We start from the raw sequence: 15,751 nt of genomic DNA, 5'->3' as shown, positions 1-15,751 counted from the left end.
TCGCGCACCGGTGCACCCCGGCGCGAGATGAAAGCCGGCGCGTTCTGCTGCTCCATGCGTCAGAAAGTGCCGCGCAGCGTCAGCAGGAAGCTGCGAGGTTCGCCGTAGACCACCTGCTCGGGGCCTTGGTAGTACACCCGGTCGAAGACATTGCTGAGGTTCAGGCCCAGCGCCCACCGGCTGTCGATTTGGTAGCGGGCGAACGCATTCCACACGGCGTAGCCGCGCTGTTCGCGCCAGGGGCCGTTCCAGGCCGTGCCGGTCATGCTCTGGCTATTGACCGAGCCGCCCAGCGTCCATTGGCTCCAATCGCCCGGCAGCCGGTAGCTTGCCCCCGCGCGCAGGATGTGCTTGGGCGTGGAAGAACTGAACTGCTGCCCCTCGTTGGCCGTGGGGTTGCCGTCGCGATCGCGGTCCCTGACGTAGATCTGGCGGTTGTAGGTGTAGCCCACCCAGGCTTGCAGGCCCCGTGCCAGTTCGCCGTTGATCTCGAAGTCCAGTCCCTTGCTTTCCACCTCGCCCGCATTGATGTAGCAGGCGCTGGCCGGGTTGGGTGCGCCGGGGCAGCCGGACGGAAAGTCGGGGTCGATCTGCGCCCGGTTGTTCTGCTGGGTGTAGAACAGCGCGAGCGAGGTGTTGAGCCTGCCGCCCATCAGCGCGCCCTTCACGCCGACTTCGTAGTTGCTGCCGATGGCCGGGTCGAGCGGCTTGCCCGCCGAGGTGTAGTTGCTGCTTTGCGGCTGGAAGATGTCGGCATAGCTGGCGTAGGCCGTCCATTCCTTGTCCAGGTCGTACAGCAGGCCCGCATAGGGCGTGAACTCCCGCGTCTGTTTGTAGCCGCTGGTGGCCGTCTTGTATTCGTACCAGCCCAGGCGCCCGCCCAGCACCAGCTTGAGCGGATCGCTCAACTGCCAATGCACGTTGCCGTAGATACCCTGGTTGAGTTCCTTGGTCTTTCCCAGCGCTTCCGCGCTCATGCTCGGCTTGGTCCAGGCGGACTGGTTCGGATCGTTGAGGTCGATGGGCCAGTCCTGGCCGCTGGGCCAAGAGGATTTGCTGCCGCCTATCTCCTCGGAGCGGCTGGCACCCAGGACAACCTTGTGTTCCCGGCCCAGCAGATCGAAGTGTCCGGTGATGCTGGCGTCCACGGATCTGTTTTCGCCAATGGCGTACTGGTAGGCGGGGGACAGCACGGCGCCTTGCAGGGTGGCCGGATCCACCAAGCCCGAGCGGTACACCGAATACACCTCCCAAGCCCTGTCGCCCCAGTCGGCGCTGAAGCGGCCGCTCCAGCGGTCGTTGAAGTCATGCGTGGCCTCCAGGAATGCACCCTTTGTCGCCGTTTCCGAATACGCCCAGGCAGGGCCGAGCGAGGTGGAACGCGGCAGCCGCAGGTCGGAGCCGTCGGTGGAGATAGGCAGGCCGCCTTTCCAATCCGCCCCGTCCCTGCGCCAGTCCTTGTAGTGCAGGCCCGCCGTCAGCCGCGTGGCGGGGGAGTGGTCGTATTCGAGCACGCCATACAGGAACGGCTGCTGCTCGTGCGTCTTGCGGTAGAACAAATCCCGGTCCACATAGCTGGCGACGACGCGGCCACGCAGGCTGCCATCGGCGTTGAGCGGGCTGCTGGTATCGACCTCGGCCCGGTAGTTGTTCCACGAACCGGCCTGCAAGCCGACGCTGGCCTGCTTTTCGGCCAGGGGGCGCTTGCGCACGTAGTTCACCACGCCTCCGGGCGTGCCGCTGCCCGCCAGCAGGCCCGCCGCACCGCGCAGGATTTCAACCCGGTCGAACATCGCCAGATCCGCCGAGCCGACGGTCCCCATGGTGCCCTTTGCCCCGTTGCCGTCCAACTGCGAGATCAGGCTGAAGCCGCGCGCGTTGTAGCCATGCATGCCCATGTTCGCAAAGCTCTTGCTCACGCCCATGGCCTGCTCCATCACCTGTTCCACCGTGGTCAGGTTCTGGTCGTCCAGCCGCTGCCGCGTGATGACCGAGACGGATTGCGGAATCTCCCGCAGCGACTGCGCGCCCTTGAGGATGCTGGCGCGCCGGGCGGCGTAGCTGCCCGAGCCCTCGGTGGCGGCCGTCTGGACAGCCTGTCCGGTGACCGTCACTTCCTTGAGCGTGGCGCCGGAGGCCGGCGCGGCGGGCGCTGGTGCCAGCGTGGCCGCTTCGCTTGCCACCACCGTCAGCGTGCCGCTGGGCGTGCGCGCGAGCGCCAGCCCGCTGCCGGCCAGCGCGCGCTGCGCCGCTTCCTCCACGCTGAACCGGCCCTGGACGGCGTGGCCTTGCCTGCCCGCGAGCAGGGCCGGGTCGGCGCTGATGCTGCGCGCGCCCTCGCGCGCGATGCGCGCCAGCGTGTCGGCCAGGGGCGCGGCGGGCAGGTTCCAGCCGCGCACGGCGGCCTGCGGCGTGGCGGCGGGGGCCTGCGCCCTGGCGGGCTGGCAGGCGCCCGCGCCCGCCAGCAGCAGGGCCAGGGCGGCGGCGATGGGGGGGAGCGCGGCGCTGTTGGGGCGCGGGAGGGCGCGGCGTGTTGCGGCCATGGCGGTTGGGGTCCTTGTCGTTGCGGTGGATGGGAGGAAAGAAAAGGGGCTTCTTTCCGTATGTGCAACGAGGGGGCGGAAATCCCTCACGGGGACACGAAAAAGTGTCTTGAAGCTATTGAAAAAATAGCTGCTCGCGCTTGTCCATCAAGCGCTGGAGGCTGATTTGGCTATGAATCCGCCCCGCGCACGTCCACCAGCGTGAGCCACGCCCCCCAGCGCCGCACGGCAATGGGATGGGTGTCCACCAGGTCCTGCAGCACCTGCTGCGGCCGGTCGAGCGGGAAGACGCCGAACACGCGCAGGCGCGCGGCCTCGGGGCTGACGCGGATGGGGCCGGGCAGGTACGGGCGCAGGGCGTCGATCACGTCGGCCAGGGGCTGGTCGCGCACGTCGATCAGGCCGTCGGCCCAGGCGGCGGCGGGGGCGCGGGGCGTGCCCAGCGGCGTGATGGCATGGGCCGAGAAGCGGGCGCTTTCGCCTTCGGCCAGGGTGTGCGTGGCGCCGCCCAGGGTGGTGATGCGCACGCTGTGTTCCATGACGTGCACCAGGGTGTGGCCGTCGTCCTGCTGCCGCACCATGAAGCGCGTGCCCAGGGCCTGCACGCTGCCTTGCGCGCTTTGCACGGCGAAGGGGGGCCCATTGCCTGCGGGTGCGACGCTGATGGTGAGCGCGCCCGCGCGCAGCCGCACCAGGCGCTGGCTGGCGCCGTAGGCGATGTCGGCGGCGGAGCGGGCGTCCAGCGTGATTTCGCTGCCGTCGGGCAGGTGGTGGCGCAGGCGCTGGCCGGTGCCGGTGCGCAGGTCGGCGGCCAGGGTGGTGAGCGGGGTTTGCCGGTGTGCGGCCCAGCCGGCGGCGGTGGTGGCGAGCAGGGCGGCCAGCCCGCCGCGCAGCATGCGGCGGCGGCGCGCGGCGCTGGGCACGGGGGCCTGCAGGGCCTGCCGCGCGGCGGTGGCGGCGGGGCCGGCGTGGCGCAACTGGGCGATGGCGCTGTCCACGCCGCCGCCCAGGCGTGCCTGCACGGCCGCCCAGGCGTGGCGGTGCGCTTCGGCCTGCGCCAGCCAGTGGCGGAAGGCGTGGTGGTCATCTTCATCGGCGTGGCCGGAATCGAGCCGCACCAGCCAGTCGATGGCCTGTTCGGTGGCGGTGTCCAGGGTGCTCACGGCGCGTCGGGCTGGGTGCACAGGTGCACCAGGGCCTGCTTCATGTAGCGCTCCACCGTGGCGACGGACAGGCCCGTGGCGCGCGCGATCTCGGCGTGCTTCAGGCCGTCGAGCCGGCGCAGCAGGAAGACCTGGCGCACCTTGGGCGGCAGGGCGCCCAGGCATTGGTCGAGCGCTTCGACGGCCTCGCGCACCAGGGCGTAGTCCTCGGGCGAGGGGGCGAGTTCTTCGGGCAGCGTGGCCAGGGCGTCGAGCCATGCCTGCTCCAGCTCGCGCCGGCGCCAGAAGTGGCAGAGCACGCGCTGCGCCAGCGTGGTGAGGTAGGCGCGCGGCTCCTGGATGGCGCCGGCCTGCCGCCCGGCGATGACGCGCACGAAGGTGTCGTGCGCCAGGTCGGCGGCCTGGTGCGCGTCGCCCAGCCGGCGGCGCAGCCAGCCCCGCAGCCAGTCATGGTGGTCGGCGTAGAGCGTGTGGACGGGGTCGGCGGGGGAAGTGGCGGACATGGCGGCATCGTAAATGAGATTGCATCGCATTCTTTGATGGGCCGATCAGGCATCCGCCAGATGCCATGCCGATGCCTGCTGGGGGCGGCAACTTTCGCCGCCGCGGCCCTTAACGCTGGGAGACCAGGCGCGGGCCGCGCACCGGCCTGGCCCTGCCCGCAGCGCTGGCGCCAGGCGCCTTCAGGTGGCTGACCTCGATGCGCAGCACCTGGCCCGCGAGGTCGACCTCGGCGGTTCTGGCCGCCTGCAGCAGGTGGGCATGCAGGGCCGCATCGCCGAGCGTGACGACGCGGCCGCTTTCCCGGCACACCAGGTGGATGCATGCCGGGTCGTCCAGCGCCTTGGGCCGGAGGCGGTATATCGCCTTGCGGTGCCCGTCTCCCCATTCGCGCAGGATGAGCCTGCGGGCCTCCATGTCCTGGATGATGCGGTAGACCGTGCTCATGGCGGCCTGTGCGCCCCGCGCCACCAGGGCGCGGTAGATGTCGTCCATGCCGATGGCGTGCGGGCCCGTGTCCGCCAGCACCCGCAGGATGGCGATGCGCGCCAGCGTCGGGTGCAGTTGCGCGGCCAGCAGCATGTCCAGGATGGAATCCGGGGCGTTCATGGGCTGCGGGCCGCTGGCCTGGCGCTGGCCGTCAGAAGCTGACACGCATGCCCGCCGCGAAGTAGCGGCCCATGTTGCCGCGCGCGCCGTCCGGCCCCCGGCTGGTGATCTTCTGCTTGTCGAACACGTTGTCGAGCTTGGCGTAGACCTCCACGGCGCGGCTGACCTGGTAGGCGGTGGACAGATCGACGGTGAACAGTGCGTCGGTGTGCAGGTAGCGCGTGTCCACCCCGGCGCGGCCGCAGGTGTTGGTGCTGCACGAGCTGCCCGCGTAGTTCAGCGCCACGTAGCTCTTCCAGCCCGCCGTCTCCCAGCCCAGTTGTGCCGAGGCCATGTGGCGCGGCGCGTATTCGAGCACGTCGCCCTTCTTCACGCCGGAGGCCACGTCGGAGTCCTTGGTGTACTCGCCGTCGGTGAAGGTGTAGGCCAGCCGCGCGGGCACGCGGTGGCCGCCCTGGTGGTACAGGTCGGCGAACAGGCCCAGCTCCAGGCCATAGACCTTCTTGCTGCCGGTCTGCTGCGTGCCTTCCACCGCGCCGCCGGGGCAGGGGTTGGCCACCAGGCAGTTGCGCATGGCGTTGGTGTAGTCGGAGTAGAAGCCGATGGCGTCCACGCCCAGCGTGCCCTGGCGGTAGCGCACGCCGCCTTCGTAGTTGGTGCTTTCCTCGCCCTTGGTGCCGTTGGCCACGCCCGAGCCGGGCGGCGCGAAGCCCTGGTGCACGCCGCCCAGCAGCGTCCACTGCGGGTTCAGCGCGTAGTTGGCGCCCAGGCCCACGGTGGTCTTGTTGATCTGGTTGCTGTTGAGGTCGGTCTTGGGCTGGGCGGTGTTGGCGTGGCTGCGGATGCGCTCGTAGCGCAGCACCGGCATCAGCGTGAGTGCGCCCAGGCTGACGCGGTCGGCGGCCCAGAACGCCAGCGCCTTGGCCTCGCCGCGCGAGGGCTTGGCCGGGCTGGTGGACTGGTAGACCAGGCTGCCGTTGACCTGCTGGTAGATGCTGTCGGTGATGCCGGTGGTGCCATTCTTGGTGGTGTCGTGGTGCCAGCGCACGCCCGCCGTCACCTCGTGCTTGACGGCGCCGGTGGCGAAGTTCGTCAGCACGTCGAATTGCAGGCCCTTGGCGATGAAGTCCTGGTGGTTGTGGCCGTAGCGCACGCCGTTGGCGTGCGTGGTGTTGGCCGTGCCGTCGAGGATGCCTTGCAGCAGCGCGGCGTTGGCGCCGCCCGCCTGGATGGTGTTGATGACCGAGCCGATGCCCACGCCGTTGATCTGGTTCAGCCGGTTGTAGTGGCGCGAGGTGTCGGCCCAGTAGGCCGTGGTGGTCAGCAGGGTGCCGGCGTTCAGTTCGAACTGGTGGCGTACGCTGGCCGACTTGCGGCCGCGGTCCATGCGCTGCAGCTCGCCCAGGTGGTAGCGGCGGTTCGGGTTGGCGCGGAAGTCCGCGTCCGTCAGGCCGAGGTAGCTCACGTCGGCGTCTTCCTGGCCGCTGAACAGCTTCACGTCCACCTGCTGGCCCGTGCCGCGCCAGCGCGCCTTGAGCAGGTATTCCGCCACGTCGCTGCCGCCCGTGTGCGTGGAGCGGTCGATTTGGTGGAAGCCATCGGTCTTGCGCTGGTAGGTTTCGGCCAGAAAGCCCCACGGGCCGATGGTGGCGCCGTAGTTCGCGTGGACCTTGCGCGTGCCGAACTGGCCCAGCTCGGTCTTGAGCGTGCCCGAGGCCTTGTCGGGAATCGGCGTGGACAGCAGGTTGATCGCGCCCGAGGTGGTCTGCGGGCCATACAGCAGCACCTCCGGCCCCTTCAGCACCTCGATGCCCGCCATGCGGCCCACGGTGGGGAAGTAGTAGGCCGAGGTGTTGGCATACGGCGACATGGCGGCGGGAATGCCGTCCTCCATGATCGACACGCGCCCGCTGCGGCCCGACGAACCGGCGCGGATGCCGATGTTCGGGAAGGTGCCCATGCCGTCCTCCTCGCGCACGTAGACGCCGGGCACGGTGCGCAGGATGTTGTTGACGTTGGTGGCCTCGAACTTCTCCAGTTCCTGGTGGGTCAGCACGTAGGCTGAACCCATGGTGCTTTGCGGGTCCTGCGGCTTGGCGATGACCGTGACGGCGCCGAGCGACTTGGGCTCGGTTGTCGTGGCGGCTTGTTGGGCTGCTGCGGCCAGCGGCAGGGCGAGCAGGCAGCACGCTGAGGCGGCGTGGGCGATGGCGCGGCGGCGGAACGGAGAGGGGGAAGAATGAACGGTCATTGATGGCGGTTTCTCAGGTTAATGAATACGAATGAATCGTATTAATCTTCCTTAACGCCAGGATGATCTGAAAATGACAATTGGGTCATCTGACGCCCGCGCCCGGCAGCAGGTGGTGGCAGGCAGTCAGTGGCGCAGCCCGGCGAATGTGAAGGCGCAGTTTGGCAACGCCAGCATCGTTGGCCACAACCGCGTGGTGTTCAACATCAAAGGCAATGACTACCGGCTCATCGTCGCCTTTACGTACAAGATGCAGTGGGCCTACATCAAGTTCATCGGCACGCACCGGCAATACGACGCCGTCGATGCCGCCACCGTCGATCAAACCCCATGAAAGGAGGCGCCATGGAAGTCCGCCCCATCCGCACGCCAGAAGACTACCAAGCCATGCTGGCGGCAGTCAGCGCCTTGATCGACCTGGACCCCGAACCCGAGTCACCCGAAGGCGAACGCCTGGAAGTGCTCGGCACGCTGGTCGAGGCATGGGAAGCCCGGCACTACCCCATGGCGCCGCCTTCGCCCATCGAGGCTGTCAAGTTCTACATGGACCAGAAGAACCTGACGGTGGCGGACATGGAGCCGTACATCGGCCCGAGGAACCGCGTCTACCAGGTGCTCAAAGGCACCAGGCCGCTGACCATGCCCATGATTCGCCGCCTCATGTCGCCGGGCATCCCTGCCGAATCGCTGATTGGAGCGCCCGAGCCTGTGGCGGGCTGACCGCCAAGCTGCATGCCAGGGCCGCGCATCAGCGCGGAGCCTCGTGCACAGCCGGGCGCACACGCACCTGGCCGGAGGCCAGCGCGCTCGGGATCTCGAAGCCGACTTCGTTGCCATCGGCCCGCGTCTGCACGAACACGCTGCCGCCGTGCATGCGCGCGATGGCGTGCACGATGGCGAGGCCCAGGCCGTGGCGCGTGGTGTGTTCGGAGCGTGCCGCGTTGGCGCGGAAGAAGCGGTCGAACATGCGCGCCGCCACGTCGGGCGGGATCGGTTCGCCCGCGTTGAACACCCACACGCGCACCTTGCCGGGCAGCGCGGCCAGGTGCAGTTCCACCGGGCGGCCGCCTTGCGCATGGCGGATGGCGTTGGAGAGCAGGTTGGCCATGGCGCGGCGGACCAGCGCCTCGTTGCACACGGCGGATGCGCTGCCGGTGCGCACCGCCGTCAGCCCCGCTTCGTCGAGCAGCGCGCCGCAGTAGTCGAGCATGGCGTCGGCCAGCGCGCCCAGGTCGGCGCGCTCCAGGCTCTGCGCGCGCTCGCCCCGGTCGGCGCGCGCGAGGAACAGCATGTCGTTGACGAGTTTTTTCAGCCGCTCCAGCTCCTCCAGGTTGGATTCGAGCGCTTCGCGCAGCTCCTGCGCCGTGCGCTCGCGGCTCAGGGCCAGTTGCGTGCCGCCGATGAGCGTGGCGAGCGGCGAGCGCAATTCATGCGCCACGTCGGCGCTGAAGGCTTCGGACTGGCGCTGCGCGGCCTCGCGCTGGTCGAGCGCGCTGTTGAAGGCCTGCACCAGCTCCAGCAGTTCGGCGTCCACGCCAGCGGTGGGCAGCCGCCCGCCTTCGCCCGCCGCATGCGCCTCGCGCGAGAGCTGGCGCAGGCGGCGCGTGCTCCAGCGCATGGCCAGCATCGACAGCACCGCCGCCAGCACCGTGCCCGCGCAGACGGCAATCAAGAGAATGCGAGCCACGCGGTCGTTCAGGTGCGCCTGCAGCATGTTGAAGAGAACGATGTCCGCCGCCAGCAGCACGGCGGCCACGGCCAGGGTCTGCAAGACCACCAGCCGCCACAGCAGCGAGGGCCGGCGCCTACCGCCTTTCAAGGACATAGCCCATGCCCCGTACCGTGTGCAGCAGCTTTTCTTCGTCGGGGTGTTCCAGCTTCAGGCGCAGGCGGCGGACGGCGACTTCCACCACATTCGTGTCGCTGTCGAAGCTCACGCCCCAGAGCTGCTCGGCCAGCTCGTTGCGCGACAGCACCTCGCCCTGGCGCTGCAGCAGCAGCGCGAGCAGCGAATATTCCTGCGCGGTGAGCGTGATCTGGCGGCCCGCGCGGTAGGCGCGGCGGCGGCGCGGGTCCAGCTCCAGGTCGGCCAGTTGCACCTGCCCCAGCCCGTCGTCGGCGCGGCGCGGGCCGCTGCGGCGCAGCAGGGCCTGCACGCGCGCCAGGAATTCGGAGAACGCGAAGGGCTTGACCAGGTAGTCGTCCGCGCCGCTTTGCAGGCCGCGCACGCGGTCTTCCACGCGGTCGCGGGCGGTGAGCATGAGCACGGGCGCATCCGTGGCGCGCCGCAGCCCGGCCAGCACGCCGAAGCCGTCCAGGCCCGGCAGCATCACGTCGAGCACGAACAGGTCGTAGCGCTCCACGGTGGCCAGGTGCAGGCCGTCGTCGCCGCGGTGCGCCACGTCCACGGCGTGGCCGCCCGATTCCACCAGGCCGCGGCGCAGGTAGTCGGCCTGCTTGGGATCGTCTTCCACCACCAGGATGCGCATGGTCTTCAGGCTGCCTGGCGCAGGGCGTCAGGCGTGTCCCAATACTGGAGCTGCCCGCCCGACAGGCTGCCGATGCGGTCGGCAATGGCGAACGCCTCGGCCTGGTTGTGCGTGACCAGGATGGCGGTGTGGCCGGTGGAGCGCAGGATGTCGCGCACCTCCGCCGCGAGGTGTTCGCGCGTGTCGGTGTCGAGGTTGGAGAACGGTTCGTCGAGCAGCAGCAGCTCCGGCGCGGGCGCGAGGGCGCGGGCCAGGGCCACGCGCTGCTGCTGGCCGCCGGAGAGTTCGTGCGGGTAGCTGTCTCCGGCCTTCGCCAGGCCCACCATCTCCAGCAGCTCGGCCACGCGCGCCTCGCGTCCGGCGCGGCTGTGGCGGCGCAGGCCGAAGCCCACGTTGGCCGCCACGTTCATGTGCGGGAACAGCGCGTAGTCCTGGAACATCATGCCCACGCGGCGCAGCTCGGGCGCGACCTGCTGGCGCGGGGATGAGAGCACCTGCCCGTCGAGCAGGATGCGCCCCGCGCGCACCGGCTCGAAGCCCGCGATGGCGCGCAGCACGGTCGATTTGCCGCAGCCCGACGCGCCCAGCAGGCAGCCGATGTGGCCGCGTGTGAGCTGCAGGCACAGGCCGTCGGCGACGGTGCGCAGGCCGCGCGGGGTGTCGTAGGCGAGGTGGATGTGGTCCAGTTCCAGCAGGGGGTTCACGCTCGAATGACTCCTGAATTCATAGCTGCTTGCGCTTTACCAGTAAGCGCTAGAGGCCAATTTGGCTTGTATTTTTTGCAGGCTGGCCCATGCCGGTGCGCGCCAGCAGGATGACCGGCAGCAGCCCGGCCACCACGATGGCCAGCGCCGCCACGGCGCCTTCCTCGTAGGTGCCGCGCGCCGCCTCGGCGTAGAGCCAGGTGGCCAGGGTGTCGAAGTTCAGCGGGCGCAGCAGCAGGGTGGCGGGCAGCTCCTTCATCGTGTCCACGAACACCAGCAGCGCGCTGGCCGCCAGCGCGGGCTTGAGCAGCGGCAGGTGCACGCGCCGCAGCGTGCCGCCAGGCCCCTCGCCGAGCAGGCGCGAGGCTTGTTCCAGCGACGGCGGAATGCGCGTGAGGCCCGCCTCGATGCTGCCCGCCGGTATCGCCACGAAACGGATGACGTAGGCGATCACCAGCGCCGCCATCGTGCCCATGAGCAGCAGGCCGGAGTGGCCGAACAACGCGCCCAGCGCCCGGTCGGCCAGCAGCAGCGGCGTGAGCAGGCCGATGGCCAGCACCGTGCCCGGCACCGCGTAGCCCAGGCTGGCGATGCGCGCGCAGGCGCGCGGCAGGCTGGGGCGGGCGCTTTCGCGCCGCGTGCGTGCCGCCCAGGCCAGCATCAGCCCGCAGGCCACGGCCAGCAGCGTGGCGCTGCTGGCGACCAGCAGGGTGTTGCCCAGGGCGCGCAGCAACTGGTCGGACACGCCGCCCACCTGGTTCAGCCGTTTCCATGTTTGCGCCGCCAGGTAGGCCGTGGGCACCGCGAAGCCCAGCAGCACCGGCACTGCGCCCAGCAGCAGCGCGCCCCACGCCGCCGGGCCGCGCAGGCGGCGCGGCTGCATGGGCCGCATGCGCTGCGTGCTGGCGAAGCGCTGGCGCCTGCGCGCGTGGCGCTCCAGCACGATCAGGCCGACGACGATGCACAGCATGGCCAGCGCGATCTGCGCCGCGCCGCCGAGGTCGGAGCGCGTGGTCCACGTCGTATAGACCGCCACGGTGAGCGTCTGCACGCCCAGGAATTCCGATGCGCCGATGTCGTTCAGCGTCTCCAGCAGCGCCAGGCTCATGCCCACGGCGATGGCGGGGCGGGCCAGCGGCAGGGCGACTTCGCGGAACACCTCGAAGCGGCTCGCGCCCAGCGTGCGCGCCGCTTCGAGCAGGCTGGCGGCCTGGCTCATGAACATCACGCGCGTGGTCAGATAGACGTAGGGGTAGAGCACGAAGCCAAGCACGAACACGGCCCCTTGCAGCGAGCGCAGGTCGGGCAGGCGGAACTGGCGCGGGCTGTCGTAGCCCAGCAGCGCGCGCAGGGCGGTCTGCACTGGGCCGATGGGGTGCAGCAGGTCGAGGTAGGCGAAAGCCACGATGTAGGTGGGCACCGCCAGCGGCAGCAGCAAGGCCCAGGTGAGCACGCCGCGGCCCGGAAAGTCGTAGGCCGTGACCAGCCATGCGCTGCCCGTGCCCAGCAGCGCCACCAGCAGGCCCGTGCCCAGCAGCAGCCACGCGGTGTTGCGCAGCGCCTGCGGCAGCACGTAGTCCAGCAGGTGCGACCAGTGCGACGCATCGGCCAGCAGTGCGTGCCCGGCCAGCACGGCGACGGGCAGCAGCACCAGCAGGGCGACGATGACCGCGCCGGGCAGGGCGACCCGGCTGTCGGTTCCCGGCACGGGTTTATTGGTCGAAACCGACCTTGTCCACGAGCTGGCTGGCCTGCTTGCGGTACTTGGTGATTTCGGCCACCGAGATGGGATCGACCTTCAGCGGCCCCAGCGCCGACATGACCGGGTTCTGCGCCACGTTGGCGCGGATCGGGTACTCGTAGTTGCCCTGCGCGTACAGCGCCTGCGCGGGTTCGGAGACCAGGTATTCGAGCAGCTTGACGGCGTTGTCCTTGTTCGGCGCGTGTTTTGCCACGGCAGCGCCCGACACGTTGACGTGCGTGCCGCCCGTCTTGGCGAACGTCGGGCGGATGGCCTTGATGCCGTCGCCCCACTTGCGGTTGTCGCTGCCCGCGGCGGCGTTCTTCATCTGGCCCACGTAGTAGGAGTTGGCCAGGCCGATGTCGCAGATGCCGCCCAGGATGTCGCGCGCCACGTCGCGGTCGCCGCCAGCGGCCTTGCGCGCCAGGTTGGCCTTCACGCCGCGCAGCCAGCGCTCGGCCTCGGCCTCGCCGTCGTTGGCGATCTTCGCGGCGATCAGCGCGGTGTTGTATGGGTGCTGCCCGGCGCGGATGCAGACCTTGCCCTTCCACTTCGGGTCGGCCAGCTCTTCGTAGGTGAAGCGGGTGATGGGCAGGTCCTTCTCGGCATACAGCACCCGGTCGCGCAGCGACAGCGCGAACCACTGGCCCTGCGCGTCGCGCAGGTTCGCGGGCAGCACGGATTCGAGCGTGGCCGACTTCACCGGCTGCGTCACGCCGCCATCCACCAGATCGACCAGGTTGCCGATGTCCACCGTCATCAGCACGTCGGCGGGCGAGCGGGCACCCTCGGCCTTCACGCGCTCCAGCAGGCCGTCCTTGACGAACACGGTGTTGACCTTGATGCCGGCGTGCTGCTTGCTGAAGGCGTCGATCAGCGGCTGGATCAGCGCCGGCTCGCGCGTGGTGTAGAGGTTGACCTCGCCAGCGGCCAGGGCGGCGTTTGCCAGCGTGGCGGCGGCAACGCAGGTGGCGAGGCGGGCGAAGGAGCGGACGGCGGAGCGGTCAAGGGGCTTCATGAAAGGCATCCTGCAAGGAAGAATCGCTGAACACATGCCAGCCAGGGGCATGGCGGCGGACGGATGATTATCGAGAGAGATTCATTCGTATTTGCATTACCCGTGGAGCGCGCCGCGGTTTCCGTTATCTTGCTGTCATCTTCTCGTGTGCTGTCCCGTAAATAACTGCACATGAAATCGCGTCTTCGCGCCCAGGGCGTCGTTGCAAATCCTCGTGATAGCTACGGCTATCACTGCGGTTTGCGCCTCGCCCTGAACACGAATCCATCGATTTCATTTTGTGCAGCTATTTACGGGGCAGCACACTAGACCAGCCCCTGTTCCGCCATCGACAGCGCCTGCCCCGGCGCGACGATGACGTGGTCCAGCACGCGCACGTCGATCAGCCCCAGCGCGGCCTTGAGGGTTTGCGTCAGCGCTTCGTCGGCGCGGCTGGGCTGCACGCTGCCGCTGGGGTGGTTGTGCGCCAGCACCACGGCGGCGGCGTGGTGGTGCAGCGCGCGCAGCACCACTTCGCGGGGGTAGACCGAGGTTTGCGTGAGCGTGCCGCGAAACAGCTCCTCCATGGCCAGCAGCCGGTTCTGGCTGTCGAGGAACAGCACCGCGAACACCTCGTGCCCCCGGGCGGCCAGGTGCAGTTGCAGGTAGTGCCGCATGGCGCCGGGGGTGTCGAACACCTCGCGCTCGCGCAGCTGCTGGGCCAGCGCGCGGCGCGCCAGCTCCAGCACGGCGGCCAGTTCGGCGCGCTTGGCGTTGCCGCCCAGGCCCTTGAAGTGGCGCAGCGCCTGCACGTCGGTGTGCAGCAGCCCGGCGATGCCGCCGAAGTGCGCGAGCAGTTCCTGCGCCATCTGCAGCACGCCGCGCCCGGCGGTGCCGGTGCGCAGCACGATGGCCAGCAGCTCGGCGTCGGCCAGGGCGGTGGGGCCGCGCGCCAGCAGCTTCTCGCGCGGCTGGGCGTCCGGGGGCAGGTCTTTGAGGGGCATGGGCGCTCCGCGCTCGGGCAGTGGGGGTATCCCCGGGGTTTTTACAATGCGCGGCAGTTTATCGGCACGGCTTGCCGGGCCGCGCTCCGCCCCCAGAGGAATCCCCATGACTTCCAGCTCCACCCCCGCCGTTGTCCAGAACGGTTCGTTCCTGACCCTGCACTACCGCCTGGCCGGGCCGCAGGGCGACGTGATCAACACCTTCAACGACAAGCCGGCCACGCTGTCGCTGGGCGCGGGCGAGCTGTCGCCCGCCGTCGAACAGCGCCTGGTCGGGCTGTCGGAGGGCGAGCGCGTGTCGTTCGCCCTGCTGGCCGGCGAGGCGTTCGGCGAGCGCAACCCCGAGATGCAGCAGTGGGTGGCGCGCAAGCTGCTCAACGACTTCGGTGACCCGGATGAGCAGTACCACGTGGGCGACGTGGTGCAGTTCCCCACGCCCGACGGCCAGGGCAGCTATGCCGGCGCCGTGGTGCAGGTGCGCGAGGACGGCGCCGTGCTGTTCGACTTCAACCACCCGCTGGCGGGCCAGCCGGTGACGTTCGAGGTGCAGATCATCGGTGTCCTGTGAGGCATCCCCCTGAGCCGCTACGCGGCTTCCCCCTTCTCTCTACGCGCTGCGCGCTTCGGGAAGGGGGACGCAGCCCTCGCTGCAGGGCGGCCCTTGCTCGGCTGCCCTCGCCGAGGCCGCGCCGGTTTCGTGCGGCGTGGGTGGTGGTGCGTAGCACCATGAAAAACTGATATGCGAATCCCACAGGAAATTCTTCTGGCCGAGCCGCGCGGCTTCTGCGCCGGCGTGGACCGGGCCATCGAGATCGTCGAGCGCGCGCTGGCCAAGTTCGGCGCGCCCATCTACGTGCGCCACGAGATCGTGCACAACACCTACGTGGTCAATGACCTCAAGGCCAAGGGTGCGATCTTCATCGAGGAGCTGGGCGATGTGCCGCCCGGCGCCACGCTGGTGTTTTCGGCCCATGGCGTGAGCCAGGCAGTGCAGCGCGAGGCGCGGGCGCGCGGCTTCACCATCTTCGACGCCACCTGCCCGCTGGTGACCAAGGTGCACGTCGAAGTGGCCAAGCTCGCCAAGGAGGGCTACGAATTCATCATGATCGGCCACAAGGGGCACCCCGAGGTCGAGGGCACCATGGGCCAGCTCGACCACGGCATCCACCTGGTGGAAGACGTGGCCGACGTGGCGCGGGTGCAGCCCGCGCAGACCGGGAAGCTCGCCGTGGTCACCCAGACCACGCTCAGCGTGGACGATGCCGCCGAGATCACGGCGGCGGTGCGCGCGCGCTTTCCGCGCATCCGCGAGCCCAAGCAGCAGGACATCTGCTACGCCACGCAGAACCGCCAGGACGCGGTGAAGCTGCTGTCCTCGCAGGTGGACCTGGTCATCGTCGTGGGCAGCCCGACCAGCTCTAACAGCAACCGCCTGCGCGAACTGGCGGCGCGCCTGGGCACCACGGCGTACATGGTGGACGCGGCCGATGAGCTGCGCCCCGAGTGGTTCACCGGCATCGCGCGCGTGGGCCTGACGGCGGGCGCTTCGGCCCCCGAGGTTCTGGTGCAGGCGGTGATCGCGCGCATCAAGGCGCTGGGCGCCGTCTCGGTGCGCAGCATGGACGGCATCGAAGAGACGGTGAAATTCCCCCTGCCCAAGGGGCTCAAGACCGGCGCTGCCTGAAGCCAGGCACTGAACGACTCTTGATTTGATAGCTGCTTGCGCTTGCTGGATAAGCGCTGGCGGCA

Annotated in this window: 15 protein-coding genes; 4 read left to right on the top strand and 11 right to left on the bottom strand. The window is 69.6% G+C overall.

Annotation, left to right across the window (positions count from 1 at the left end; translation table 11 throughout):
* Nucleotides 1-59: 59 nt before the first annotated feature.
* The 5 genes from YS110_08840 to YS110_08820 form a co-directional block, all read right to left on the bottom strand.
* Nucleotides 60-2,543: a TonB-dependent siderophore receptor gene (locus YS110_08840; protein ID UJB64841.1), complete on the bottom strand. Its 2,484-nt coding sequence runs from the start codon at nt 2,541-2,543 to the stop codon at nt 60-62.
* Between the two features lie 170 nt (nt 2,544-2,713).
* Nucleotides 2,714-3,706 carry a FecR domain-containing protein gene (locus YS110_08835; protein UJB64840.1) on the bottom strand — a complete coding sequence of 331 codons (993 nt, stop codon included), beginning with the start codon at nt 3,704-3,706 and terminating at the stop codon, nt 2,714-2,716.
* A complete protein-coding gene (locus YS110_08830) occupies nt 3,703-4,209 on the bottom strand; it encodes a sigma-70 family RNA polymerase sigma factor (GenBank protein ID UJB64839.1) in 507 nt (168 codons plus the stop codon). The genes YS110_08835 and YS110_08830 overlap by 4 nt, the downstream gene beginning before the upstream one ends.
* 109 nt (nt 4,210-4,318) lie before the next feature.
* Complete coding sequence (locus YS110_08825) at nt 4,319-4,861, bottom strand: transcriptional repressor (GenBank protein ID UJB64838.1); 543 nt, start codon at nt 4,859-4,861, stop codon at nt 4,319-4,321.
* Nucleotides 4,848-7,067 carry a TonB-dependent receptor gene (locus tag YS110_08820; GenBank protein UJB64837.1) on the bottom strand — a complete coding sequence of 740 codons (2,220 nt, stop codon included), beginning with the start codon at nt 7,065-7,067 and terminating at the stop codon, nt 4,848-4,850. Before YS110_08820 ends, YS110_08825 begins: the two co-directional genes overlap by 14 nt.
* Before the next feature lie 73 nt (nt 7,068-7,140).
* On the opposite strand from YS110_08820, the gene YS110_08815 reads away from it, so the two are divergent.
* On the top strand, nt 7,141-7,401 hold the full coding sequence (locus tag YS110_08815) for a type II toxin-antitoxin system HigB family toxin (GenBank protein ID UJB64836.1): 261 nt from the start codon (nt 7,141-7,143) through the stop codon (nt 7,399-7,401).
* Between the two features lie 11 nt (nt 7,402-7,412).
* Entirely contained in the window at nt 7,413-7,787 is a 375-nt protein-coding gene (locus YS110_08810; GenBank protein ID UJB64835.1) for a transcriptional regulator, read from the top strand.
* Between the two features lie 28 nt (nt 7,788-7,815).
* On the opposite strand, the gene YS110_08805 is transcribed toward YS110_08810, so the two are convergent.
* The 6 genes from YS110_08805 to radC all read right to left on the bottom strand — a co-directional run bounded on the left by YS110_08805 (nt 7,816) and on the right by radC (nt 14,002).
* Entirely contained in the window at nt 7,816-8,892 is a 1,077-nt protein-coding gene (locus tag YS110_08805; protein UJB64834.1) for a HAMP domain-containing protein, read from the bottom strand.
* Nucleotides 8,873-9,556 carry a heavy metal response regulator transcription factor gene (locus YS110_08800; GenBank protein ID UJB64833.1) on the bottom strand — a complete coding sequence of 228 codons (684 nt, stop codon included), beginning with the start codon at nt 9,554-9,556 and terminating at the stop codon, nt 8,873-8,875. The genes YS110_08805 and YS110_08800 overlap by 20 nt, the downstream gene beginning before the upstream one ends.
* 5 nt (nt 9,557-9,561) lie before the next feature.
* Complete coding sequence (locus tag YS110_08795) at nt 9,562-10,260, bottom strand: ABC transporter ATP-binding protein (protein ID UJB64832.1); 699 nt, start codon at nt 10,258-10,260, stop codon at nt 9,562-9,564.
* 49 nt (nt 10,261-10,309) lie between these two features.
* Entirely contained in the window at nt 10,310-11,968 is a 1,659-nt protein-coding gene (locus YS110_08790) for an iron ABC transporter permease (GenBank protein ID UJB64831.1), read from the bottom strand.
* 4 nt (nt 11,969-11,972) lie between these two features.
* On the bottom strand, nt 11,973-13,028 hold the full coding sequence (locus tag YS110_08785) for a Fe(3+) ABC transporter substrate-binding protein (protein ID UJB64830.1): 1,056 nt from the start codon (nt 13,026-13,028) through the stop codon (nt 11,973-11,975).
* 296 nt (nt 13,029-13,324) lie between these two features.
* Complete coding sequence (radC, locus tag YS110_08780; protein UJB64829.1) at nt 13,325-14,002, bottom strand: DNA repair protein RadC; 678 nt, start codon at nt 14,000-14,002, stop codon at nt 13,325-13,327.
* Nucleotides 14,003-14,108: 106 nt separating this feature from the next.
* Between radC and YS110_08775 the strand changes: the two genes are divergently transcribed.
* Together YS110_08775 and ispH are read left to right on the top strand one after the other, a co-directional pair.
* Nucleotides 14,109-14,570, top strand: coding sequence for an FKBP-type peptidyl-prolyl cis-trans isomerase (locus tag YS110_08775; GenBank protein UJB64828.1), 462 nt, complete (start codon nt 14,109-14,111; stop codon nt 14,568-14,570).
* 171 nt (nt 14,571-14,741) lie between these two features.
* The gene (gene ispH / locus YS110_08770; GenBank protein ID UJB64827.1) at nt 14,742-15,686 is read left to right on the top strand and encodes a 4-hydroxy-3-methylbut-2-enyl diphosphate reductase; all 945 of its coding nucleotides are present in this window, start codon (nt 14,742-14,744) and stop codon (nt 15,684-15,686) included.
* The last annotated feature ends 65 nt before the right edge of the window (nt 15,687-15,751 follow it).

The sequence above is a fragment of the Acidovorax sp. YS12 genome (assembly GCA_021496925.1).
GTDB lineage: Bacteria > Pseudomonadota > Gammaproteobacteria > Burkholderiales > Burkholderiaceae_C > Paenacidovorax.
Note: the sequence above shows the minus strand (reverse complement) of the source record. Positions and strands in the feature narration are given on the sequence as shown.

What these genes read in the sequence shown, in the direction of transcription:
- YS110_08830 (UJB64839.1), bottom strand. Translation starts at nt 4,209, where the DNA reads ATGTCCGCCACTTCCCCCGCCGACCCCGTCCACACGCTCTACGCCGAC.
- YS110_08840 (UJB64841.1), bottom strand. Translation starts at nt 2,543, where the DNA reads ATGGCCGCAACACGCCGCGCCCTCCCGCGCCCCAACAGCGCCGCGCTC.
- YS110_08820 (UJB64837.1), bottom strand. Translation starts at nt 7,067, where the DNA reads ATGACCGTTCATTCTTCCCCCTCTCCGTTCCGCCGCCGCGCCATCGCC.
- YS110_08815 (UJB64836.1), top strand. Translation starts at nt 7,141, where the DNA reads ATGACAATTGGGTCATCTGACGCCCGCGCCCGGCAGCAGGTGGTGGCA.
- YS110_08775 (UJB64828.1), top strand. Translation starts at nt 14,109, where the DNA reads ATGACTTCCAGCTCCACCCCCGCCGTTGTCCAGAACGGTTCGTTCCTG.
- YS110_08785 (UJB64830.1), bottom strand. Translation starts at nt 13,028, where the DNA reads ATGCCTTTCATGAAGCCCCTTGACCGCTCCGCCGTCCGCTCCTTCGCC.
- YS110_08810 (UJB64835.1), top strand. Translation starts at nt 7,413, where the DNA reads ATGGAAGTCCGCCCCATCCGCACGCCAGAAGACTACCAAGCCATGCTG.
- YS110_08800 (UJB64833.1), bottom strand. Translation starts at nt 9,556, where the DNA reads ATGCGCATCCTGGTGGTGGAAGACGATCCCAAGCAGGCCGACTACCTG.
- YS110_08805 (UJB64834.1), bottom strand. Translation starts at nt 8,892, where the DNA reads ATGTCCTTGAAAGGCGGTAGGCGCCGGCCCTCGCTGCTGTGGCGGCTG.
- radC (UJB64829.1), bottom strand. Translation starts at nt 14,002, where the DNA reads ATGCCCCTCAAAGACCTGCCCCCGGACGCCCAGCCGCGCGAGAAGCTG.
- ispH (UJB64827.1), top strand. Translation starts at nt 14,742, where the DNA reads ATGCGAATCCCACAGGAAATTCTTCTGGCCGAGCCGCGCGGCTTCTGC.